The sequence below is a fragment of the Fodinibius sp. GM21 genome (assembly GCF_058386955.1).
Genome location: NZ_JBYEIQ010000006.1, coordinates 135,530 through 156,468 on the forward strand (window position 1 = coordinate 135,530; position 20,939 = coordinate 156,468).

Genomic DNA, 20,939 nt, shown 5'->3' on the forward strand with positions numbered 1-20,939 from the left:
TTCGAAATAATTTGTTATCTATCACAAAAGTAAATATTGGCAGATCAACTAATCAATACAATGGACAATAAGAAATTCCGTGAGCACGCCCACCAGCTCGTCGACTGGATGGCCGATTATTTTGAAGAGGTCGAAGACTATCCTGTAAAGCCAGATATACAGCCCGGTGATATTTTAAAACAGCTTCCGGATGAAGCACCTACTCAGGGAGAATCATTCGAAGCTATGTTCGATGATTTTAAACATACCATTATCCCCGGGATTACACACTGGGAAAGTCCCAACTTTATGGGATACTTTCCGGCCAACAAGAGCTATCCCTCTGTGCTGGCAGAAATGCTAACCGCCACTCTTGGCGCCCAATGCATGAGCTGGCTGACCTCTCCCGCAGCTACTGAACTTGAAGAACAAGTGATGGAATGGCTGCGCAAAGCTATTGGATTGCCCGAACCGTTTACGGGAGTCATCCAAAGCACAGCTTCTACTTCCACCCTTTGCGCCCTACTGATGGCCCGCGAACAAATTACCGGCTTCGAGGTCAACGAGTCGGGATTTCCAAGCAATGAAACATATACCATCTATTGCTCATCAGAGACGCATTCATCAATTGAAAAAGATGTGAAAATTGCCGGATTCGGGCGACAAAATATTCGGAAGATACCGGTTGATGAAGCATATGCCATGGATCCGGAAGCACTTGAAGAAGCCATACGAAAAGATCTTGAAAAAGGATGTAAGCCTGCGGCCGTGATGGCGACCATAGGCACCACCGGTTCTACTGCTATTGACCCGCTTAAAGAGATTGGTCAAATCTGCTCTAAGTATGAAATCTTTCTGCATGTAGATGCCGCCTACGCCGGCACCGCCCTGTTATTACCTGAACTTCGGTGGATGAATGAAGGTATTGAGCATGCCGATTCGTTTGTTTTCAACCCTCACAAGTGGATGTTTACAAACTTTGACTGCTCAGCTTTTTATGTTCAGGATGAGGCACTGCTGGTGCGTACATTTGAAATCATGCCGGAGTATCTAAAAACGCCTGAAGATGAGCGGGTCAAAAACTATCGGGACTGGGGCATTCCGCTGGGACGACGATTCCGAGCGCTCAAACTGTGGTTTGTAATGCGCAGTTATGGTATCGAAGGACTACAAGAAAAAATTCACGAGCATATACAGTTCGGTCAACAGCTGAAACAAGAGATAGAAACACATGATCATTTTGAGTTACTTGCTCCCGTACCACTGAATACCATCTGCTTTCGATTTCATCCTAACTATATTGATGACGAGAAAAAGCTCAATGAACTTAACGAGCAGCTTCTGAATCAAATACAGGAAAGCGGTAAAATATTTTTAACTCACACCAAGCTGGATGGAAAATATACGATCCGCATCGTACTGGGGAATACCAATCTTAAACAACGTCATGTAGATGCGGCTTGGAAGCTTATCAAAAAAACAGCCAACAGCTTAATATCTTAAGAAATTTTACATTCTATAAAACAGCTCATGCAAGTAAGATTTGTATATCGATCATTTGCTGTAAATATTATACCTACATAATTAAGGTTTTAATCCAAAAAATAAGTGCAAAATGGAATTATCTGATATCAAAGCATTGGTAACGGGCGGAAGCTCAGGTATTGGCAAAGCAACCGCAAAGGCAATCATTGAAGTCGGTGGTAAAGCTGTTATTGCCGCCCGGGGCAAGGATAAACTCGAAGCCACGGCAGAGGAAATTGGGGCTATTCCCGTGCAGTGTGATGTGCGAGAAGAGGATCAGGTTATTGGGCTGGTAGAACAAACAATTGAGGAACTTGACGGTTTTAATGTGTTGGTCAATAACGCGGGATACGGACAGTTTTCCAAGCTCAGGGACCTTTCTGAAAAAGCGCTAAAAAGCGTTTTGCAGGTAAATACGGTAGGTGCCATGATGGTGGGTCGAGAATGTGCCAAGCATTTTATTGATCAGGATTACGGAAATATCATTAACGTTTCTTCGTCGGCCGGCAAACGCGGTTTTGAAGGTGGTACGGCTTACTGCGCCAGCAAATTTGCCTTAAGTGGCATGACTGAATGTTGGAGAGCAGAACTGCGTCCCCATAATATTCGCGTAATGCAGATCAATCCAAGTGAGGTACAGACCGAATTCTTTGACAAGGCAGGACGCGGGGGACGCGATTTCAATCCCACCAAACTTGTTGCCGGTGACATTGCCAAAGCGATCTGTAATATGTTGTCACTCCATGATCGCGGTTTTATTACCGAGACCAGCGTCTGGGCTACCAATCCCCAATAAACATGGAATTCCGTCACTTTCCAGACATTCATTCAGCGGATCTAAAACAGCATCCAATTGCAAAGGCCGAAACCATTCCTTCGGACTGGTATTATTCGGATGCCATCTTTGCATTTGAAAAAGAGGTTCTGTTTTCCAAATTCTGGCAGCTGGCCTGTCACAAAAATGAACTACCTGAAACAGGTGACAGCTACATGCTGGAAGTGGCGGGAAATCCGCTCATGCTGGTTCGTGCGGATGAGCAAACCATCAACGCTTTTTACAATGTATGCAAACATCGCGGCGGACCGGTAGCCGTAAAAAAAGGCACTACTTCTGTTTTACAGTGCCAGTACCATGGATGGACTTACCTGCTTGATGGGTCGTTACGGGGTGTCCCTCACTTTAAAAAAGTGGAACTCTTCAACAAAAAAGACTTTGGGCTTGAACCGGTAAATCACGGTTGCTGGGAGGGTTTTCGGTTTGTTTCGCTCAACGATGAAGGCCCTGCCCTTTCCGAAGTTCTTGAGGGAATATCCGAGACTATTGCCCCCATTGATCTGTCAGAGTTTCAATTTGTAGAAAAGCAGTCTTACCAAATAGACTGCAATTGGAAAGTCTATGTTGATAATTATTTAGAGGGATATCATATCCCTATCGTGCATCCCGAATTGGCAAAACTGCTCGACTATGGAGAGTATAAGACGGATACCAATGAATGGTATTCCCTGCAACACAGTCCATTTCAAAACGGGGATAATATTTATAAAGCCAGTGATGGAAAGGCCTATTACTACTTCATTTTCCCAAATATCATGCTGAATATCTTACCGGGCCGCTTGCAGACAAATATTATTCGCCCGGTATCTCCTACTCGAACCGAAGTCATTTTTAAATATTACTATGCAAATCCCGATGACGAAAATATGATTCGTGACGATATCGAATATAGTGATAAGATTCAGGATGAAGACATTGAAATTTGTGAGCTGGTCCAAAAGGGCTTGCAATCGGATGCTTATGACAAGGGGCGATTTTCAGTAGAGCGGGAAAAAGGCGTTTATCACTTCCAGACGATCCTTAAAAGAGAATTTGCCAACTACTTAGATAACTATAGTGACCAAACATGAAATCAACTAAATTTCATCAGGTAACGTTATTCACTGTTACCATTTTTGCAGTATGGCTCAGCTCTTATATTATTCAGCCGCCCGCGCCCCAACCTGAATCTACTCCTTCAACCGAGTTTTCTGCTGAACGCGCTTTTGAGCACATAGAAGCTCTGGCGCAGACTCCTCGTCCGCTCGGTACCTTCGCCAATGACAGTGCCCGAAGCTATATTATGGATGAGCTTCGGAAACTGGGATTAGAACCAACAGTGCAATCAGGTATCGGCATTGGCTCCAGTTTTGATCGTGGACTGGTGGGCAACACAAATAATATTATTGCTAAAATGGAAGGCACTAATCCTCAGCGCACTATTCTGCTGATGGCCCATTATGATTCAAAACCCAACACCCTTGGTGCCGGTGATGATGCCTCAGGGGTAGCAACTATTCTGGAATCACTCCGAGCTATCAAATCACAAGAAAAACCCTTGCAAAACAACGTGTGGGTTCTTTTTACAGACGGTGAGGAGCGCGGCCTGTTAGGTGCTGAACTTTTTGTGGAGGAATTTGAAGAGTTGGGAGAAATCGACCTTGTACTCAATTTTGAATCACGTGGATCCAGCGGTCCCTCCCTAATGTTTGAAACCAGCGAAAATAACGGCCACCTTATTCCCCATTTTGCCCGTGCTACTCCCTACCCTGTAGCTAATTCGCTGATGTACACCGTGTATAAACTGTTGCCAAACGATACCGATATGTCAGTAACAAAACGGGCGGGACTTAACGGGCTCAACTTCGCCTTTACTGAAGATTTTCTGCATTACCATACCATGCTGGATACCCCTGAGAACCTATCGCTGTCCTCGGTACAGCATCACGGTAGCAACCTTCTGGGCAATGTCAGGCATTTTGGGAATATAAGTTTCGATCAACAAAGCGAGACCGAATTTGTTTATTTTAATAATGTTACCGGCGGACTGCTATACTATCCGTCGGGCTGGTCATTTCCTTTAGCCTTCGTTACCGCCCTGCTATTTATTGCATTGCTGATTTATCTATTCCGTACGAAGCAGATTACCATCGGAAGATATCTTGGCAGCCTATTACTATTCGTGATAACTATTTCTATTGGAGCACTAATCACTTATTTTGGCTGGCAAGGCCTCAAGGCGCTTCACCCACAATATCAGTGGATTATTCAGGACGAAGTGTACAACCATGCCTCGTACTTTTGGGGCTTTACGCTGTTAAATGTTGGACTTTTTATCGGTATATACAGCTGGTTCCAAAACAAATTATCCCTCCAACAATTAATCAGTGGTCCATTTACCATATGGATCATCCTTTCGCTCGTAACGGCCTGGTATCTGCCCACAGCCGCCTATATCTTTACCTGGCCGGCACTGATGGGCCTAGCAGGATGGATAACCTTAGGAGACGAACTTGATCGTACTACATATTCCTGGAAATACACTGCTGTTTTGGCTATAGCGTTCTTTTGGGGACTTTTTATCATTTCGCCGTATATCAGGCTGGTACAAATCATGCTTACTACCGAAATGCTGGCGGTAAGCATGGTTGTACTCCAATTACTTTCTGGATTAAGCTGGCCCCTGGTATGGTCTATAATTAATAAAAATCAATACAAATGGAGTGGCGGAATGCTGGCTTTATCTCTGATCTGCTTGCTTGCTGCTTCTATAACTTCCGATTTCGACCAAAATCACAAAAAGCAAAACAGTATTAACTTTGTTCAGAATATAGATTCCAATACAGCTTATTGGGTCAGCCGTGATCCAGCTCCTGATTCCTGGACAGGGCAGTTTTTATCGGATGATTACAGCAAAGGTACACCAACCGATATTTCGCTACCATTTCGGAGTAATATGTTATATCAAAAAGCAAGTTCGCAGGGAATCCCTCGACCAAAGTTTGAGATTTTGAGTGACAGCAGTTCTGATTCTCAACGGCATATTACCTTGAAAATGAATGCGGGGAGAGGAATTGTCATGAAGATGAACTGGAACCCATCGTCAACAGTCACTGAAGTGGGTATTGAAGGTAAACCAATTTTTGATAATCAAGATATGGGTCGGTACTTATATTATTTCAACGATTTTTCCAATGCCTTTGAAATAAATGTAAGCTATCACGATTCAGAGCGTGCTCCTTCATTGGACTTCACATTTGTTGATCCTGGTCTGCCCACCAAGTTGATCGAGAATTTTCAAGCCCGCCCGGACCATATGATTCCGGTCCCCTACTCGGTATTAAGCTCTGATGCCACCATTTGGCAAACGAAGCTAAATCTTGAAGACCTGCTTCCGAAGAAGTGAGTAATAGCCAGATAATCGCTATTTACTCCTGTTCGGGATAACATTTTTTACAGGGACACATATCCCGCAGGGTCTCCCACTGATACATGCCATTGTTATGGCCATCGTTCCAGAATATCTTTATGGCATGATTGCCAATTTGCTTGATATCCTCGATCTCAAAACGCTGTGTCGGCTCAACAAAAAAAAGCGATCGGTCAAAGGTATTCATATTTCCATGTCCGCCGCGGCACATTACACAGGGACAGTTTTTACGAAGACCAAACAAGGAATACTCCGAATGATGGCCATCGGACCAATCAATTTCCAAAATCTGATCGCTGTTAGAAACTTCAATTCCAGTAGGTAAAATATCGCTTTGCATAGTCATCTTTTATTATATTAGATCGAAAGGTAAGGCGTTCGCGCCATGGATTCCAACAGTTTTAATTGATAATAAACGCTCCATGTATCTCATAGTCAGCTTGTTGGCAGTAGCATTTTTGCTTTCGTTTTGGATGGGATATCGCCGCATACTTCGCCTGCAGCATCTAAATCAGCGCAGAGTCTTAAATGGCTTTGTCGCCGCAATGATACTTCTTACCCTCATCTCCGCAGGTCAATGGTTCGACCTTATATCCCAAGATCTTGCCGCTCATTTTACCATGTTTTTATACTGTCTGGCCGGCGGTTTCTTTTCCGGCTTTGGCTTTAAAATGATTTCCCTGAAACAAGCAGTTAGTAAAACCGAATATGTGTATCGATCTTTTTGGACCGACGCTGCTCCCAATATTATCGCGATACTGATCATCATTTTCGGCATCTACCGCACCGGTTTGTTGCAGCTGGGACCCTATTCCGGCATTGGGATCACCTCGGGATTGTCGCTTCTGGGATTCGGCTTCTGGGGACTCACTGTTAAAATAGTCCCGGAATTCAGAGACAAGGGTATCCTCATTTTAGATCAGTGCGTGAGCTGGAAACAAGTTGTTGCCTACCGGTGGGAATCAGAAAGTGTATTGCTCATCGAGTACTATACTACTGACAATAAGCTTACCGATTTTACCACCTATATTCCCCCGGAAGATGAACTTCAAATTGAACGACTGCTTGCAAAAAAACTGAAGAAGTATCATCAGGATCGAAAGGAAATGATGGAGCAAGCCGAAGAGGAATTCTAAGCCGTAACTCTTTCGTGCTGTACCATCATGCATTCATTTTCTATGTACGTAAATCCGGCATCTTCAGCCAAAGCCTTCGCTTCATCAGAAGAAACGTTCAGTTGAGTCCATATTACCGGCTTTTGTCCTGTTTTTTGTGCCCACTCAATAATCTGACGAACCATATCGGCCGTATATTCGGAATCCCTGAAAATATCCACCACATCAATAGTTATGTTTTCGGGAATTTCATCAAGGCTAGCAAGACATTTAACCCCCAATACTTCATCATAATTGGGATTGATCGGGAAGATACGGATTCCATTTTCCTTCAAATAATTAGCAATATGATAACTGGTTCGGTACTTGTTTGCTGAACAGCCTATTATTGCCACAGATTTCAAACTCTCAAGTAGATCCTTCATCGCGTTATCTCCTTTCGTTCGTAATGGTTATGTCAAATAGTACGCTATATTCAATTTTCAGCTCATGCCTCATAAAATCATTATACCATATTTTGTCCTCAATTTTCATAAAAAATCAGTTGCAGTCAGTGATTTCTGCAGCCAAATATTTTTGGTGTCATGAATACCTTGCTGTTAACTCTATCAGGATTAATCAGTCTTCTGCTGTTACTGACTTTTATCAAATTCATTTACATTTAAAGTCCCTCAACACGCAGCGATATCTCACTTTAAAAATCATGTTAATTATTGTAGATATTTATGCGACTATTAATGTCTTCTATTATTTCAACTTAATTCGGCCTGTTCCCCTATTTCTGCAAAACTAGATTAAGGCACACAATGTAGAGAAGCAGGATAATATTTTACGGTATCCTACGAACAATCTGCCCTTTTTAACGTTTGGGAGACCTATGACAAAACCTTTGACTATGCTCCCGGTGATACCGTTTTTGTTTATCCTTCCATTTTCCCCCAACCGATTTATCGAAGTCAGTCCAACATCAATGGCAACATTATATTCGATCCCTGGAAGAATGGCGCACTTCGGACAATATCAGCTAAGAGGTGATAGGAGGCCACAGAGGCAGATTCAGGGATATACATTTAAAGAAAATGTACCGGCCCGGAAAGTGGGGAGTAAATGTAACAACAAAAGAAGGACTGGTTTTGGGTAAGTTAGATTTTACCATTATACCCGATTCCAGCTTTGATAAATCGCGGTTAACAACCCTAAGGTTTCGATAATAATAGGGTCTCAATTCTCGCTAAAAACCCTTATATTCAAAGACATTCACGACAATTAGAAACAAACCGAAAGTATTTTGTCTAAAGTTAAAGACGGTGACACCGTAAAAGTGCACTACACAGGAACATTAACAGAAGAAGGAACTGTATTTGACAGTTCTGAAGATCGCGAACCTTTGGAGTTTACACTGGGAGAAGGAAAGTTGATTCCCGGTTTTGAAAAAGCGGTCGTCGGCATGAAAGAAGGCGACGAAACCACCGTAGAAATTGAATCCGGTGACGCTTATGGTCAGCGACGAGAAGACCTGGAGCTGGAAGTAGCAAAATCTGATCTCCCCGACAATATCGAACCGGAGGTTGGTATGCAGCTGCAGATGCAACAGCAAGAAAATGGACAGGCTATTCCCGTTCAGATTACCGCTGTTGAAGACGATTTAGTTAAGCTCGATGCCAACCATCCACTGGCTGGTAAAGACTTAACATTTGACATTGAGCTTATTGAAATCGTTGACTGATTTTAGAAAGCTCTGCTAAATTTAGAGCCTGAATCCGTTTATTCGGATTCGGGCTTTTATTTTTTACGCAAAACGGTAACTCCATCGCGCACCGGAAGCATCACCTGTTCCACGGAATCATCGTCCCGGATCATAGTATTCAGCTCGTCAATAGCACGACCTTTTTCAGATTCGGAATCTAATACCTCTCCACTCCAGAATACATTGTCGACCACCATGATCCCTCCCTGTTCAAGTCGTGGTAAAATCAATTCATAATACCTGGGATAGTTTAGCTTATCTGCATCCAGAAACACAAAATCAAAGCTGCCGGAAATAGTTGGAATGGTTTCCAGAGCTTTGCCCATCAGTAGCGTCACTTGGGATCCCACTTCACTCTTTTCAAAAAAACTGCGGGCGATATTCTCATAGCGCCGGTTGTATTCACAGGTAAACAGTTCTCCATCTTCAGGTAATGCTTCGGCCATAGTCAACGCTGAATATCCTGCAAAGGTCCCGACCTCAAGGACCCGCTTGGCACCGGATATTTTTATTAGTAAACTCAGCAATCGCCCAACTAGCCTCCCGCTAAGCATATCAATATGCTCAAGATTCTTATCCGAAACACGTATCAATTCTTTTATCAGTTCTGAATGGTCCGTGGTGTGATTTTCAGCATATCTTTCAATCGCCTGTTGGTCCATAGCAAATACTTTTTTTAATACTGGAAACTCTATAGCAGGCTAAAGATATTCAGGTCATTAACACTCAACAAATATTTTCGCTGTGGATTTTATTCCCGCAAAGGAATCACCGGTTTTTATCAAAATGTTTCGGCTCTATACCAAACTCCTATTCAAATGGAGATTCAAAACGGTATGGCTTAAACAAGAATACGAGCCCTGTTCAGAGTGTAAAACCGTCTATTTCCTTAACCATCACTCTTGGTGGGATGGGTTAATTCCGCTGATGCTCAACGAATACCGATTTCGTCAGCAGGCCCGCGCCATTATGGAAGATAAACAGATGAGAACCTATTCCCTTTTCCGAAAAATAGGTGCTTTTTCTATTAACAGAGATGATCCGCGAAGCGCTGTTACTTCACTACGTTATGCCGTAGAATCATTTAATCGTCCCCATGCCAGCCTCTTCATTTATCCTGAAGGTACCATTACGCCAGCCGGCAGCTCCATGGACTTTGAGCGCGGACTGGCCTGGCTGCACGACAAGCTGGATAATGTCGATTTTGTCCCCATCGGGATTTATATGCATACGATTCGCCGTAGCAAGCCGGAGCTGCATCTGTATGTAGGAGATCCGGTTCGTTTGGATTATAATTTGACAAAAGATGAGAAAACAACTCACTTTGAAGAAGTGCTTGATCAAATGCTTAATGAATTACGTCAAACAGCAGGCTTTGACGATAGTGAGTTTGAGCATTTTTTGTAGTTATAAATAGCTCTACGAGTTTAGATACTGAAACAAGTTCAGCATGACTCATTATCTTTTTTAACAGTGCTTTTACTTAGTCCCCAAGTGTTTTTGAAGACTCCGGGGATCTGGAATAAACTAATCACCACGTCCACCGATAAAGTCGCTTTGAACGCTGGACCCAGTGCGATCCCTCCGGCTTAAACCAAATACGCATATTGACAAACGGCCAAAATAGTTTACTGTAAATGCGATCGGGACGAATAAACTCGGTAATCCCTTTTGTTGACTCAACTACCTGCTGGTCAGGAATCCTCAAAAAAGCGTCACTTATATAGCGCTGATAAAACGGTCCGTTGTCGAGCAACTGCGACTGCTGCACGCGGATTTCGACGTCACCGGAACGAAATCCTAATTTTCGAGCCGTTTTTAATCCAAATAACGTGAGTCCCTCGTCAGCTAGCTGAACCTCTTCAAAGGTTTTCAATACTTCTGTATTCTGATTGTTGATCAACCAAGCCCGGTGCTGTTGCTCATTCTTTCTATTCATCACATAGTATACCAGTGTAGCATAATCAAAATGGAAACGCCCCCAGTACCAGTCGTCAAACTCATTTCTCATGGGCTCATTTCCAGTATTCTGATCATGATACCCCTGTCCCTTAAATTTGACCGACCTCTCCTTCCCTTTAATGTCGAGATACAATTCTGCAGAAATATCTGCCCCCGGCTGCACCAAGTTCCAGGTGTGTCCCATGGAGGTTTTATCAGGGTCAGTAAAAAGTTGACTATTGACCTCACTCTTGAACGTTATGCTCCCGTTCAGTTGATCTCCATTGGGGAGTTCTTCGTCAAGCTGTAACTCATACTGCAACTGCCCATCCTTAAACTCCCCCTTCATTTTATGGTCACCGATTTTAACGTGTGGCTTTTCTTCGTCGAAGTAGCACTCCTCTTTGTCAAATTCTGTAAAACTATAGTAGATTGGGTTTTCTTGATCGTATATGGAGATGCTGATTGCCGGGTATTCGACGGGAGAAGGGTTTTTACGCTTCAAAAGGGCCCCATTATAGCGAGTGGAAAAAGGATTGCCCTCATAAAGAATTACTACAAAACTAAATCGATCATCCGAAGAAATCCCATCGAAATACCACCATTGGTAGCCACCGGATGTGTGTCGGGGCTGACGTATGTCTTTCGAAAAATCAGATAATATTTTCATGAACTGCCAATTAAATAGTTTAAATGCTCAGCTGCAAGCTGTTTGATCTTAGGGCTGACACTGCTACCTTTTAGTGATGATGATTTTACTCTACATAGCGTTGGGATACCTGCTAATTACGGGCGGTATTTTGTTTCTTAACAAACAGGATTTTTCGCCTTTACCTCCGACCCCACGCAACTATTTCGACGAGCAGGCCCCGAGGGTAACCATCTGTATTCCCGCCCGCAATGAGGCAAACTCTATTGAGCGGTGCGTTCGTTCCGCCATCGACCAGCAATTTCCCAATCACCATGTCCTGGTTCTTGATGATGGATCTACCGACGGAACTTCTGAAATTTTAGGTTCGCTAACTCAGCAATATCCTGAATTGTTAACGGTAATAAGCGGCCGGCCAAAGCCGGACGACTGGCTGGGCAAATCGTGGGCCTGTCACCAACTTTCGGAGCAGGCACTTGGCGATATCCTCATTTTTATTGATGCCGATACCTGGCTGGAGGCCGAGGCAACGTCCAAAGTTGTTCGCACAATGGGCAGTGACGTCGTCGATTTTATTTCCTTGTGGCCACAGCAAAAGTTCGGCACATTTTGGGAGAAGACCGTAATACCGCTCGTCTACTTTGCTTTGCTCACCCTACTGCCCACCCGCTATGTCTATCAACCACCAAAATGGCTTCCCGGGTTTTTCAGACACAAAATGGGACCGCTTTTTGCAGCAGCGAACGGACAATTTATGGCCTTTAAGAAGAAAGCGTATGAGGCTATCGGCGGTCACCAATCCGTAAAAATGGAAGTTGTCGAGGATGTGGAATTGGCAAAAAACATTAAGCGGCGCGGATTTCGCATGAAGATGTATCACGGGAAGAATGCCATAAGTTGTCGCATGTATGATTCGAAAGAAGAACTGTGGCAGGGATTCCGTAAAAACTTTTTTGCCGGCTTTGATCATAATTCCATTTTGTTTGTAGGGATGGGGCTACTGCATATTATCACTTTTGTTATTCCTATTCTAAGCTTGCCATTCTTACTTTTATGGGGATCGACAAAGCTTATTATCCTGGCTCTTGCTGCTATTTTTCTAATGTATCTGCAACGCTTTACGGTTGACAGATGGTTTGGATGGAAATTCCGATACGGCTTACTGCATCCACTGGGAGTTGGCTGGTATCAGATGCTTGGAATTCAAGTGCTCTCCGATTACTTCAATGGAGAGTCGGCACAGTGGAAAGATCGTAATATCTGATTCTCTGATCAGACTCTTCAATCTCAGGTAATAGCTGTTTATTTTTACCTCCAAAGTATCCATATTGCGAGTAGATGAAGAAATCCATTGACAAATATCTACGCTATTTGAAGGTCGAGCGAAATGCCTCGGAGCACACCATCACTTCATATAAAAATGACCTGTCCCAATTTCTTGAATATTGCGCCACCTACTTTGATGTACCCGAAGACAGTGTCGACATTACTAAAATCGAACGACTTACGATTCGTTTATGGTTAGGACACCTCTCTGAGCGCGGTCTGGCCAAAAGTACCATTGCAAGAAAAGTGGCTGCCGTTCGTTCTTTTTACAAGTACTGCTTTAAGCGAGGCATTGTTGAACAAAATCCGGCGCATTTGCTTATTGTACCCAAAAAAGATAAACCGTTGCCTAAGACGGCCAACGCTGAAGATTTAAACAGAATGATGGATTTGGCCGAAGGGAACACCCCGACATCATCGCAGAACAGAGCCATTTTAGAATTACTATATGGAACGGGGATTCGCTTGAGTGAGTTGGTAAACCTCAACGAAGAAGACGTTAATTTTAGTCTCAACCAAATTAAAGTATTGGGTAAGGGCGCCAAGCAACGTATTGTACCCTTTGGCAAACAAGCCGGTAACGCATTAAAAAAACATCTTGAAACAAAGTCACAGCTCTACGGAGAACGAACCGATGCGGATGCCCGGGAGGCTGTGTTTATCGCAGCGAGCGGTCAACGCCTATACCCTCGTGCGGTACAGCGCATTGTAAAAGACTATCTGCAGCGTGCCAGCGAAGTGACACAAAAAAGTCCGCACGTATTGCGACACAGTTTTGCCACGCACCTGCTTGATCAGGGTGCCGATATCAGAGTTATAAAGGAATTATTAGGCCACGCTAATTTGGCCGCAACACAAGTTTATACACATACTTCAGTTGAACGACTGAAAAACGTTTATGAAACCGCTCATCCACGAGCAAAAAACTAAAGCTAATTTAGGAGGTAATTTTTATGAAAACTACGTTCACCGCAAGACATTTTGATGCAAGCACAGAACTCCATGACTATGCCGAAGATGCGGTACAGAAATTAGACCAGTTTTATGATCGAATTTTAACCTGTGATATCGTTCTGCAGCCTGTCCCCGATGATGAAAATCCGCAACAGGCTGAACTGAATGTCAAGGTTCCCCAAAAATTAATTAATGCAAAAGAGCAGGCCTCCTCGTATGAACAGGCCATCAATATGGTTATCGAAAACGTAACTCGTCAGCTCAAAAAGTATAAACAGAAAACCCTACACAAGCGGTAATTACTATGCCTTTCGGTGACCACGAATCCATACCTAAAAAAGAAAAGATCGCTGTATCTTATCTTATTGAACGCCTCCAGGAACGCGTTCAAATAGATCTGCAAAACTTTGTTGCCGAAAGTAAGGCCGATCAGCGCCATGTTACCGAGGCGGATTTACACCGTCCCGGGCTGGCGTTGGCCGGATTTGTGAAACTTTTCACCCATCAGCGAATACAAATTATCGGTAATACCGAGACAAACTATTTAAAAAATTTGTCCAAGGAAGAACAGGTTGAAGCCTTTAAAAATCTTACTCAGTTTGATATTCCTGTTCTAATCTTGACTCATGACAATGTTTTGCCCGACTACCTGTTTGAGATTGCCGAAGAGGCTGACATTCCTGTATATGGCACTTCCCTGGAAACCACGCACTTTATGCATTTGACCCGTGATTTCCTGGAAGACCAATTTGCCCTGCAAACCATGGTTCACGGTTCTATGGTTGATGTTTACGGCATTGGGATACTGATTGCCGGAAAATCAGGCATCGGTAAAAGCGAGGTCGCCCTTGATCTGGTTGAACGAGGTCATCGCCTGGTCGCCGATGATGTGGTGATTCTTACCAAGAAGAACAATGTATTGATGACCTCGGCCACCGAAATGAACAAGCATTTTATGGAGATACGCGGTCTGGGTATCATCGATATCATGTCCATGTTCGGAGTTCGAGCTATTCGTTATCAAAAACGACTTGAGGTAGTGCTCGAACTGTCGCTCTGGGATGAATCCAAAGACATTGAACGCACAGGTTTAAATCGCGACACCACCTCCATCCTCGGAGTTGATATCCCACTTATTAACCTGCCTATCACCCCCGGTAAAAATATCACGGTTATTGCCGAAGTAATCGCCATGAATTACCTTCTGCGTCATTATGGCTATGATGCTGCAGAAGCATTTCAGGACAAGGTAAAATCACATATTGCCAACAAGACAGACCCCGATGCCATGCCACGCAGAGCCATCGAATATTTTGAGGGGGATATCGAGTAACGGCGTGTATTCCCCTTTTGATATTTTATCAGGTATCACTACTTTTAGATCGTTTGTAACAAACGGCTTTTTAGTCTCTCTTGCTTATAGATCAGTATGATATAACATTTCATCTATGGCTTTAAAAAACTATTACTACTACGACGAGCAGAGCTGCGAGTTCGTGCCCGTCGAATACAACAGTTTAGAACGTATTGTCTATACGGCTTGTATCTGGATATTGTGCGGTGTTGTACTTTCGGGCATTGGTATTTCTATCCTCTCATTTTCTGTTGGCACTCCGGCAGAAATTGCCCTGAAAGCTGAAAACCAGGAGCTTATCGATCAGCTTGAGCAAACAAAGACCAAAATTAAAGATTTGGACCAAGAGGTAGATCAGCTGGCCAAAGCTGATAATGAAATGTATCGATCGGTATTGGGAATGGACAAAATACCTTATGATGAGCGTCAGGCCGGTGCCGGTGGTGCTGATGTGTATTCCGAATTTGATGTTTACAGCCAAGAGACTGCCGAAATTCTGAAATGGACCGCTGAAAATCTTGAAAGCCTTGAACGAAGCATCAATATTCAGCAGGTAAGCTTTAACGAAATTAAAAGTTACTACAACAGTAACCGGGAAAAAATGAAACATATTCCCGCTATCAAACCAACTGAAGGTATTATCCTCAGTGGATTCGGAATGCGCTATCACCCGGTGTTGGGTTATGAACGTCAGCATGAGGGGCTTGATTTCAGAGCGAATGTAGGCAGCGAAATTTTTGCCACGGGCGATGGAGTAGTTAAGTATGCGGGCCTAAAAGGCACTTACGGTCGACTGCTAATCATCGACCATGAGTACGGCTATGAAAGTTATTACGCTCACCTCTCCTCTTTTGCCAAGGGTATAAAGCCCGGCACCAAGGTTAAACGCGGTGATCTGATCGGCTTTACCGGTCAATCGGGCATGGTTGAAGGTCCCCACCTGCATTACGAAGTACGACGAAGCAGCAATCCCGTTGATCCGCTTAACTTCTTATTCGCCGATACTACTCCCGAAGAATATATGATGTATAAGGAGATTGTTGAGAATAATCACCGGTCTATGGATTAAGAATAACATCAAGCAAAGAAGATATTAGTTACAAAAGGCTGCTTATAAGGCAGCCTTTTTGATTTGGATGCATTTGCAACTAAACCTATGACTGTTTCTGTTCTTCCATGTATCGCTGAATCAATTTTTCGGGAGCTCTTACAGATTTTTTAAGCCAATCAAACTGTAACTCCAGTTTTTCGGATTTTGCCAAAGCCCAATCGTCCCTGCTTTTTCTCAACCGGGTACTCAGCTCATACAGGCAGAGTGCCGCACTAACCGAAATGTTAAAGCTTTCACTAAACCCGACCATAGGTATTTTGGCATAGCCGTCGGCATGGTCCAGAGCATAATCCGACAGACCGGTAAGCTCAGCCCCAAAAACCAGCGCGGTTTTTTGATCAAGCGAAACTTCATCAATGGTGACATCATTTTCGTGCGGTGTAGTGGCAATGATCTGGTACCCGCTCTCTTTTAACTGCCGGTAACAATGCTCCGTATTATTTTTACCCGGCTGATTATAGGACTGCAACGAGATCCATTGATCAGCTCCTATGGTGACTCCCTGGTTGGGGTCAAACTCATTTTTGTTTTCAATAATATGCACATCCTGAATCCCAAAACAATCGCAGCTGCGCAGTACCGCACTGGCATTATGCGGCTGATAAATGTCCTCAAGAATAACCGATATATAGCGAGTACGTTTGTCAAGAACCTCATTAATGCGCTGCCAGCGATCCTCGGTTGCAAATTGCCGTAAATACTTTATTAATTTTGATTTCAAAGTGTTATCCATAAATAAAATAAGGGGGGTCTGTTTTTAATCCTCAGAAATGTTATAATACTTTTGAGTTGTTCTTTTTTCTTACATAAAAAATGGAGGTCTTATGCTTGTGCGGGATATCTTAAAAAACAAGGGAACCAAAGTCTATTCTATCGCTCCCAATGAAACTGTTTATCAGGCTATTAGCAAGATGGATAAGCACGATATTGGAGCGCTTATCGTATTGGAAGATCAACAGTTGAAAGGGATTATAAGCGAGCGCGATTACCGAAGCAAAGTCATTTTAAAGGGACGTTCTTCAAAAAGTACGAACGTTCACGAAATTATGACGGAGGATGTTTTCTGCGTAACACCCGAAGAATCCGTGGAGGCCTGCATGTCGATCATGACGGACAAAAAAATACGCCACCTGCCTGTGATGAGTGATGATACCGTTACGGGGGTCGTTTCCATTGGGGATTTGGTTAAGTCTATCATCTCAAAGCAAAAGTTTGAAATCAAAAATATGCGTCAATACATACAGGGTGAAGCGAGATACCCGGGATAACATCCGTGAAATTAGCTCTTACATAAAAAACCCTTGCAAGGAATATGTTCTTGCAAGGGTTTTTAGGTAATTGAATATCTAAAAGCTGTTAATCTTCGCAGCGGATAATAAATCCTTTCTTACGAACCGTATCGATATACTCCTCATCGGAGTGGTTGCGAATTTTCTTCCGCAGATAACTGATGTACACATTGATATAGTTGGTCTGTGTATCGAAATGGATATCCCAGACATTTTCGGCAATCTCTTCCTGCGTAACAATATTGTTTTTCCGCTTTAGCAAATATACCAGAAGATTATACTCATTATTGGTCAAATCCACCTTGGTATCGTTCACCCAAAACTCGCGCTCCAGCATATCCACCTTAAGCTCTCCGCATTCGAGCGTTCGATCACCATTTACTTCTCCACTGCGCCGGCTTATCGCCTCAATTCGAGCCAGCAGCTCTTCGGTGTTAAACGGCTTGGTCAAATAATCATCAACGCCGGCACGCAGACATTTAATTTTAACATCTGTTTCCTGCTCGGCAGAAAGCACTAAAATAGGTGTTGTGATCTCCTGATCCCGCACATCCTTGGCTAAGTCAAAGCCATCGCCGTCAGGGAGTCCAAGATCAAGAATAATAATATCGTACGAGTTCTCGACGGCATGTTCTTCGCCACTTTCCGCTGTTTCGGCAATATCAACGTTATATTCATTTTTTTCTAATACCGCCTTTACCAGCGTACGTACCGAAGGATCATCTTCAATGACAAGTACATTCATGATAGTAAATATCTCCGTTTCCCTATTTCAAACACGTTAATCTTGATGGATTATAACCAACTGATTGTAAACATGCTAAGTTTATATCTCAAATTCTATATTTATTTATAGTCTAAGGATTTAAGCCATTTTTGGGTTTCTTGCAGATAGAAATTATCCAATTTATGTGAACAGTCTATCTCTTTGAAAGTCACATCTGCCCCCCATTCGGATAACTGTTTACAACTTTTCTGCTGGGGCTCACTTTTCACACTTTGATCCGCCGACCCATGCACTGCCAGTACATTCATACCTTCATAACTGCTCTCTCGTTCTTTAAACACCTCAGTTTTAATACGTGCCCCAATCACTATCAACTCATCCACAAGCTTTGGTCGTGACAGCGCAAAATATCCCGCCAGGTATCCGCCCATCGAATATCCCAACACAGCCATTCGACTTGTTGACACATGCTGTGATATGTCGTCAATCAACTGTTCCAAAAAATCAGAAGCCGATTTCAGCGATTTTATAAATTGCTCCTGTTCCCCGTCGTACAGATACCAGGAACGTCCCCAGTCCTTAACTTTCTTTTTTCGGCTTCGATCATAAATGGGATACGGCCCCTGCACAAATAAGTGATAAGCCTTCAAACCAAGCATCGGCTTAACCAGCTTTTCGAACTGCTCCATATTCTGATTGAATCCATGCAGATAAACAATCAACGGCTTTTCTTGGGACGGTTCCCCAGTTTCGATCAGCTTGTACGGAACCTGAATATTAAACGTAGTTTGTCCTATTTTTAGAATATTGCTCATTTTCTGTAGTGAATTCTGTAAGTGATTAACAATTGGGAAGTGTACAAATTTGATCACAGCTTATCTACCCAATCAACATGTGGACAACTCCTATCCTCATATCGACACCTGAAATTCAATATAACACAAACGAATCGCACACAATACTTTACAGATAAAATATATTATGTGTACATGTTATGTGTATGGGGATGGGAAAAACGTATACACATAATACGTTGAATAACCACCTTGGAATTCTTTATTGGAGCATTTGCAATATTATGTGTACCCGCTATATTGATAAATTCATATGTATAAGCTTAGGTTAGGTGGCTTTAACAAATAATCAATGCTATGAATTTTACTGATCAAAATGGTACTCCCTTAGGAGTTTATTTTTTAAGCGCTTTTTTCATCCTGTCTGCAATTGGGATTTTGTATTACACTATTACTGTTCCTTCTTATCTGGTTATTGGGATAGTCGCAATTCCTCTTTTTATCTATACAGGAATTGGAGTGATAAAACAATGGCCAAGAGTTAAGGAAACAGTAATTGTTGTTTCAATACTTTTATTCGCGGGAGCTCTCGCAGATATTACAAGCACTTTTTTCTTAGAAGAAACAAATAAATCACTCAGTCTTATTAGCATACTCAGTATTGCAGTACGACTCATGTTATATCCTTCAGTATGGTTTTATTTCAGAAATGAAGAAGTTAAAACTTATTTCGAGCCAGCCACCTAACCCGCGCATTAAGGGGACGCACCTCGCCTATTGGTTGCCCCTCTTGGTTTTATGTCTCTTCTTTCGTTAGTTGCTATTTCAACGAAAATCCGTGCGCCGCTTATGCGCCATGTCGTTAGTTTGCCCGCCGGCCTTCACGGTTTGTCAAAAGACTGTTTCGGCTGTAAAAATAGCCATTTTTCAGCCGCTTCTTGGTTGCCTTTTCCACAATTCAATCTGCCTCATCGTGGTTTCCCTTTCCGAAAATCCCGTTTCACATTCTGTCCTGGCCGGTCGGGGCTAAATCATTTTGCGTCCGCTGTGTTTCTTCCTTCTTTTTTATCAAACCTATTGCTGGCTCCACACTTTTCGCCCCAAACTAACCCGCGCATTAACGCGGACGCCGCTCGCCCATTGTTTCCGGTTTTGCTTTTACGGTTCAAATTTTGTCATTTATAAATCGTCAATAATCTCGGCGCAGGTTATGCGCCAATCGTTAGGCGTTAAAAACAATTCAACATTATGGGAGATGGAAATTCACTTATTGATTTGGGCGATATTTCAAAACCAGCAACTGTTTTGATAGAGAAAATATCTGAAGCTGTTGGTGGATATTTTCGCCCCCATCAAATTAAAAGAGTTGCCGAGGCTGAAGCCGAAGCTAAGAAAATAAAAGCAAAAGCAGATTTAGAGATATCAGAATTAGAACAAAGAGCTGTTCAAAGATTTATAGCTGAAGAAGCCCAAAAACAAGCAAATATTGAGAATATATCTTCTAAGGCGATACCAAATTTGGATGAAGACTCAGATCCATCTAAAATTGAAAATGATTGGATAGTAAACTTTTTCGATAAGTGTAGATTGATTTCAGATGATGAAATGCAGGAATTATGGGCTAAAGTACTAGCCGGTGAAGCTAATAATCCGAACAACTATTCAAAACGAACAGTAAACTTTTTATCGTCTCTCGACAAGCAAGATGCATTACTTTTCGAAAAGTTATGTTGTTTTAACTGGAATATAGGTGGCCTAACTCCCATAATTTTAAATGAACAAGACGAGATTTATAAAAATAAAGGTATTACTTTCAGCAATCTTCTACATTTGAATGATATTGGGTTAGTTTCTTTCGAATCAATGGGATATTTCAGATCTGGGTACGATAAAAGAATAATGATTAAATATTATGATAATCCAGTATATATAGAATTTCCTGATGAATCTGAGAATAAGCTGAGTTTAGGTAAGGTTCTACTTACTAAAGTAGGCGAAGAACTTGCTCCAATTTGTAAACCAAATCCGGTAGAAGGGTTTCTTGAATATGTTTTTGAAGAATGGAAAAAAGATGGTTTAAATATTTCTTCAAAAGCTGCAGACTTTTAACGCCTAACCCGCCTTTAGATTACTCCTACCCAAAAATGACGTACATTGGCGGTATATCCGCCACTGGATCCCCGCC

Annotated in this window: 23 protein-coding genes; 16 read left to right on the forward strand and 7 right to left on the reverse strand. The window is 42.6% G+C overall.

Annotation, left to right across the window (positions count from 1 at the left end; all coding sequences use genetic code 11):
- The first annotated feature begins 60 nt into the window (after positions 1–60).
- The 4 genes from ACT3IB_RS14430 to ACT3IB_RS14445 all read left to right on the forward strand — a co-directional run bounded on the left by ACT3IB_RS14430 (position 61) and on the right by ACT3IB_RS14445 (position 5,723).
- Entirely contained in the window at positions 61–1,482 is a 1,422-nt protein-coding gene (locus tag ACT3IB_RS14430; RefSeq protein WP_491539732.1) for a pyridoxal phosphate-dependent decarboxylase family protein, read from the forward strand.
- A 112-nt stretch (positions 1,483–1,594) separates the two neighbouring features.
- The gene (locus ACT3IB_RS14435; RefSeq protein ID WP_491539733.1) at positions 1,595–2,299 is read left to right on the forward strand and encodes an SDR family oxidoreductase; all 705 of its coding nucleotides are present in this window, start codon (positions 1,595–1,597) and stop codon (positions 2,297–2,299) included.
- A gap of 2 nt (positions 2,300–2,301) precedes the next feature.
- Positions 2,302–3,408: an aromatic ring-hydroxylating oxygenase subunit alpha gene (locus ACT3IB_RS14440; RefSeq protein ID WP_491539734.1), complete on the forward strand. Its 1,107-nt coding sequence runs from the start codon at positions 2,302–2,304 to the stop codon at positions 3,406–3,408.
- Positions 3,405–5,723 (forward strand): M20/M25/M40 family metallo-hydrolase, encoded by a 2,319-nt coding sequence (locus ACT3IB_RS14445; protein WP_491539735.1) that lies wholly within the window; start codon positions 3,405–3,407, stop codon positions 5,721–5,723. The genes ACT3IB_RS14440 and ACT3IB_RS14445 overlap by 4 nt, the downstream gene beginning before the upstream one ends.
- A gap of 22 nt (positions 5,724–5,745) precedes the next feature.
- Here the strand turns inward: ACT3IB_RS14445 and ACT3IB_RS14450 are convergent, their stop codons facing one another.
- A complete protein-coding gene (locus tag ACT3IB_RS14450; RefSeq protein WP_491539736.1) occupies positions 5,746–6,087 on the reverse strand; it encodes a gamma-butyrobetaine hydroxylase-like domain-containing protein in 342 nt (113 codons plus the stop codon).
- Between the two features lie 82 nt (positions 6,088–6,169).
- Here ACT3IB_RS14450 and ACT3IB_RS14455 point away from each other — a divergent pair, with 82 nt between their 5' ends.
- Entirely contained in the window at positions 6,170–6,883 is a 714-nt protein-coding gene (locus ACT3IB_RS14455; protein WP_491539737.1) for a DUF5673 domain-containing protein, read from the forward strand.
- On the opposite strand, the gene ACT3IB_RS14460 is transcribed toward ACT3IB_RS14455, so the two are convergent.
- On the reverse strand, positions 6,880–7,287 hold the full coding sequence (locus ACT3IB_RS14460; RefSeq protein WP_491539738.1) for a CoA-binding protein: 408 nt from the start codon (positions 7,285–7,287) through the stop codon (positions 6,880–6,882). The genes ACT3IB_RS14455 and ACT3IB_RS14460 overlap by 4 nt on opposite strands.
- Positions 7,288–7,893: 606 nt before the next feature.
- On the opposite strand from ACT3IB_RS14460, the gene ACT3IB_RS14465 reads away from it, so the two are divergent.
- Complete coding sequence (locus tag ACT3IB_RS14465; RefSeq protein WP_491539739.1) at positions 7,894–8,073, forward strand: DUF2914 domain-containing protein; 180 nt, start codon at positions 7,894–7,896, stop codon at positions 8,071–8,073.
- 77 nt (positions 8,074–8,150) lie between these two features.
- Positions 8,151–8,588, forward strand: a complete 438-nt coding sequence (locus ACT3IB_RS14470; RefSeq protein ID WP_491539740.1) for an FKBP-type peptidyl-prolyl cis-trans isomerase — start codon at positions 8,151–8,153, stop codon at positions 8,586–8,588.
- A 56-nt stretch (positions 8,589–8,644) separates the two neighbouring features.
- Here the strand turns inward: ACT3IB_RS14470 and ACT3IB_RS14475 are convergent, their stop codons facing one another.
- The gene (locus ACT3IB_RS14475; RefSeq protein WP_491539741.1) at positions 8,645–9,271 is read right to left on the reverse strand and encodes an O-methyltransferase; all 627 of its coding nucleotides are present in this window, start codon (positions 9,269–9,271) and stop codon (positions 8,645–8,647) included.
- 82 nt (positions 9,272–9,353) lie between these two features.
- On the opposite strand from ACT3IB_RS14475, the gene ACT3IB_RS14480 reads away from it, so the two are divergent.
- Positions 9,354–10,016: a lysophospholipid acyltransferase family protein gene (locus ACT3IB_RS14480; protein ID WP_491539742.1), complete on the forward strand. Its 663-nt coding sequence runs from the start codon at positions 9,354–9,356 to the stop codon at positions 10,014–10,016.
- 124 nt (positions 10,017–10,140) lie between these two features.
- Here the strand turns inward: ACT3IB_RS14480 and ACT3IB_RS14485 are convergent, their stop codons facing one another.
- A complete protein-coding gene (locus ACT3IB_RS14485) occupies positions 10,141–11,220 on the reverse strand; it encodes a hypothetical protein (RefSeq protein WP_491539743.1) in 1,080 nt (359 codons plus the stop codon).
- 76 nt (positions 11,221–11,296) lie between these two features.
- On the opposite strand from ACT3IB_RS14485, the gene ACT3IB_RS14490 reads away from it, so the two are divergent.
- The 5 genes from ACT3IB_RS14490 to ACT3IB_RS14510 all read left to right on the forward strand — a co-directional run bounded on the left by ACT3IB_RS14490 (position 11,297) and on the right by ACT3IB_RS14510 (position 15,902).
- On the forward strand, positions 11,297–12,463 hold the full coding sequence (locus ACT3IB_RS14490) for a glycosyltransferase family 2 protein (protein WP_491539744.1): 1,167 nt from the start codon (positions 11,297–11,299) through the stop codon (positions 12,461–12,463).
- Positions 12,464–12,537: 74 nt separating this feature from the next.
- Positions 12,538–13,455: a tyrosine recombinase XerC gene (gene xerC / locus ACT3IB_RS14495; RefSeq protein WP_491539745.1), complete on the forward strand. Its 918-nt coding sequence runs from the start codon at positions 12,538–12,540 to the stop codon at positions 13,453–13,455.
- Positions 13,456–13,478: 23 nt separating this feature from the next.
- Positions 13,479–13,778, forward strand: coding sequence for a ribosome hibernation-promoting factor, HPF/YfiA family (gene hpf, locus ACT3IB_RS14500; protein WP_491539746.1), 300 nt, complete (start codon positions 13,479–13,481; stop codon positions 13,776–13,778).
- 5 nt (positions 13,779–13,783) lie between these two features.
- Complete coding sequence (gene hprK / locus ACT3IB_RS14505) at positions 13,784–14,812, forward strand: HPr(Ser) kinase/phosphatase (RefSeq protein ID WP_491539747.1); 1,029 nt, start codon at positions 13,784–13,786, stop codon at positions 14,810–14,812.
- Between the two features lie 115 nt (positions 14,813–14,927).
- On the forward strand, positions 14,928–15,902 hold the full coding sequence (locus ACT3IB_RS14510) for a peptidoglycan DD-metalloendopeptidase family protein (protein WP_491539748.1): 975 nt from the start codon (positions 14,928–14,930) through the stop codon (positions 15,900–15,902).
- 85 nt (positions 15,903–15,987) lie between these two features.
- Here the strand turns inward: ACT3IB_RS14510 and ACT3IB_RS14515 are convergent, their stop codons facing one another.
- Positions 15,988–16,665, reverse strand: a complete 678-nt coding sequence (locus tag ACT3IB_RS14515; RefSeq protein ID WP_491539749.1) for a TrmH family RNA methyltransferase — start codon at positions 16,663–16,665, stop codon at positions 15,988–15,990.
- A gap of 103 nt (positions 16,666–16,768) precedes the next feature.
- Here ACT3IB_RS14515 and ACT3IB_RS14520 point away from each other — a divergent pair, with 103 nt between their 5' ends.
- On the forward strand, positions 16,769–17,212 hold the full coding sequence (locus tag ACT3IB_RS14520) for a CBS domain-containing protein (RefSeq protein WP_491539750.1): 444 nt from the start codon (positions 16,769–16,771) through the stop codon (positions 17,210–17,212).
- Between the two features lie 88 nt (positions 17,213–17,300).
- On the opposite strand, the gene ACT3IB_RS14525 is transcribed toward ACT3IB_RS14520, so the two are convergent.
- Together ACT3IB_RS14525 and ACT3IB_RS14530 are read right to left on the reverse strand one after the other, a co-directional pair.
- Complete coding sequence (locus ACT3IB_RS14525) at positions 17,301–17,978, reverse strand: response regulator transcription factor (protein ID WP_491539751.1); 678 nt, start codon at positions 17,976–17,978, stop codon at positions 17,301–17,303.
- Positions 17,979–18,079: 101 nt separating this feature from the next.
- The gene (locus ACT3IB_RS14530; protein ID WP_491539752.1) at positions 18,080–18,775 is read right to left on the reverse strand and encodes an alpha/beta hydrolase; all 696 of its coding nucleotides are present in this window, start codon (positions 18,773–18,775) and stop codon (positions 18,080–18,082) included.
- A 336-nt stretch (positions 18,776–19,111) separates the two neighbouring features.
- Here ACT3IB_RS14530 and ACT3IB_RS14535 point away from each other — a divergent pair, with 336 nt between their 5' ends.
- Both ACT3IB_RS14535 and ACT3IB_RS14540 read left to right on the forward strand, forming a co-directional pair.
- Complete coding sequence (locus ACT3IB_RS14535; protein ID WP_491539753.1) at positions 19,112–19,501, forward strand: hypothetical protein; 390 nt, start codon at positions 19,112–19,114, stop codon at positions 19,499–19,501.
- A gap of 501 nt (positions 19,502–20,002) precedes the next feature.
- On the forward strand, positions 20,003–20,863 hold the full coding sequence (locus ACT3IB_RS14540) for a DUF2806 domain-containing protein (protein ID WP_491539754.1): 861 nt from the start codon (positions 20,003–20,005) through the stop codon (positions 20,861–20,863).
- The last annotated feature ends 76 nt before the right edge of the window (positions 20,864–20,939 follow it).

What these genes read in the sequence shown, in the direction of transcription:
- ACT3IB_RS14430 (WP_491539732.1), top strand. Translation starts at nt 61, where the DNA reads ATGGACAATAAGAAATTCCGTGAGCACGCCCACCAGCTCGTCGACTGG.
- ACT3IB_RS14435 (WP_491539733.1), top strand. Translation starts at nt 1,595, where the DNA reads ATGGAATTATCTGATATCAAAGCATTGGTAACGGGCGGAAGCTCAGGT.
- ACT3IB_RS14440 (WP_491539734.1), top strand. Translation starts at nt 2,302, where the DNA reads ATGGAATTCCGTCACTTTCCAGACATTCATTCAGCGGATCTAAAACAG.
- ACT3IB_RS14445 (WP_491539735.1), top strand. Translation starts at nt 3,405, where the DNA reads ATGAAATCAACTAAATTTCATCAGGTAACGTTATTCACTGTTACCATT.
- ACT3IB_RS14450 (WP_491539736.1), bottom strand. Translation starts at nt 6,087, where the DNA reads ATGCAAAGCGATATTTTACCTACTGGAATTGAAGTTTCTAACAGCGAT.
- ACT3IB_RS14455 (WP_491539737.1), top strand. Translation starts at nt 6,170, where the DNA reads ATGTATCTCATAGTCAGCTTGTTGGCAGTAGCATTTTTGCTTTCGTTT.
- ACT3IB_RS14460 (WP_491539738.1), bottom strand. Translation starts at nt 7,287, where the DNA reads ATGAAGGATCTACTTGAGAGTTTGAAATCTGTGGCAATAATAGGCTGT.
- ACT3IB_RS14475 (WP_491539741.1), bottom strand. Translation starts at nt 9,271, where the DNA reads ATGGACCAACAGGCGATTGAAAGATATGCTGAAAATCACACCACGGAC.
- ACT3IB_RS14485 (WP_491539743.1), bottom strand. Translation starts at nt 11,220, where the DNA reads ATGAAAATATTATCTGATTTTTCGAAAGACATACGTCAGCCCCGACAC.
- ACT3IB_RS14490 (WP_491539744.1), top strand. Translation starts at nt 11,297, where the DNA reads ATGATGATTTTACTCTACATAGCGTTGGGATACCTGCTAATTACGGGC.
- xerC (WP_491539745.1), top strand. Translation starts at nt 12,538, where the DNA reads ATGAAGAAATCCATTGACAAATATCTACGCTATTTGAAGGTCGAGCGA.
- hpf (WP_491539746.1), top strand. Translation starts at nt 13,479, where the DNA reads ATGAAAACTACGTTCACCGCAAGACATTTTGATGCAAGCACAGAACTC.
- hprK (WP_491539747.1), top strand. Translation starts at nt 13,784, where the DNA reads ATGCCTTTCGGTGACCACGAATCCATACCTAAAAAAGAAAAGATCGCT.
- ACT3IB_RS14510 (WP_491539748.1), top strand. Translation starts at nt 14,928, where the DNA reads ATGGCTTTAAAAAACTATTACTACTACGACGAGCAGAGCTGCGAGTTC.
- ACT3IB_RS14520 (WP_491539750.1), top strand. Translation starts at nt 16,769, where the DNA reads ATGCTTGTGCGGGATATCTTAAAAAACAAGGGAACCAAAGTCTATTCT.
- ACT3IB_RS14525 (WP_491539751.1), bottom strand. Translation starts at nt 17,978, where the DNA reads ATGAATGTACTTGTCATTGAAGATGATCCTTCGGTACGTACGCTGGTA.
- ACT3IB_RS14530 (WP_491539752.1), bottom strand. Translation starts at nt 18,775, where the DNA reads ATGAGCAATATTCTAAAAATAGGACAAACTACGTTTAATATTCAGGTT.
- ACT3IB_RS14535 (WP_491539753.1), top strand. Translation starts at nt 19,112, where the DNA reads ATGAATTTTACTGATCAAAATGGTACTCCCTTAGGAGTTTATTTTTTA.
- ACT3IB_RS14540 (WP_491539754.1), top strand. Translation starts at nt 20,003, where the DNA reads ATGGGAGATGGAAATTCACTTATTGATTTGGGCGATATTTCAAAACCA.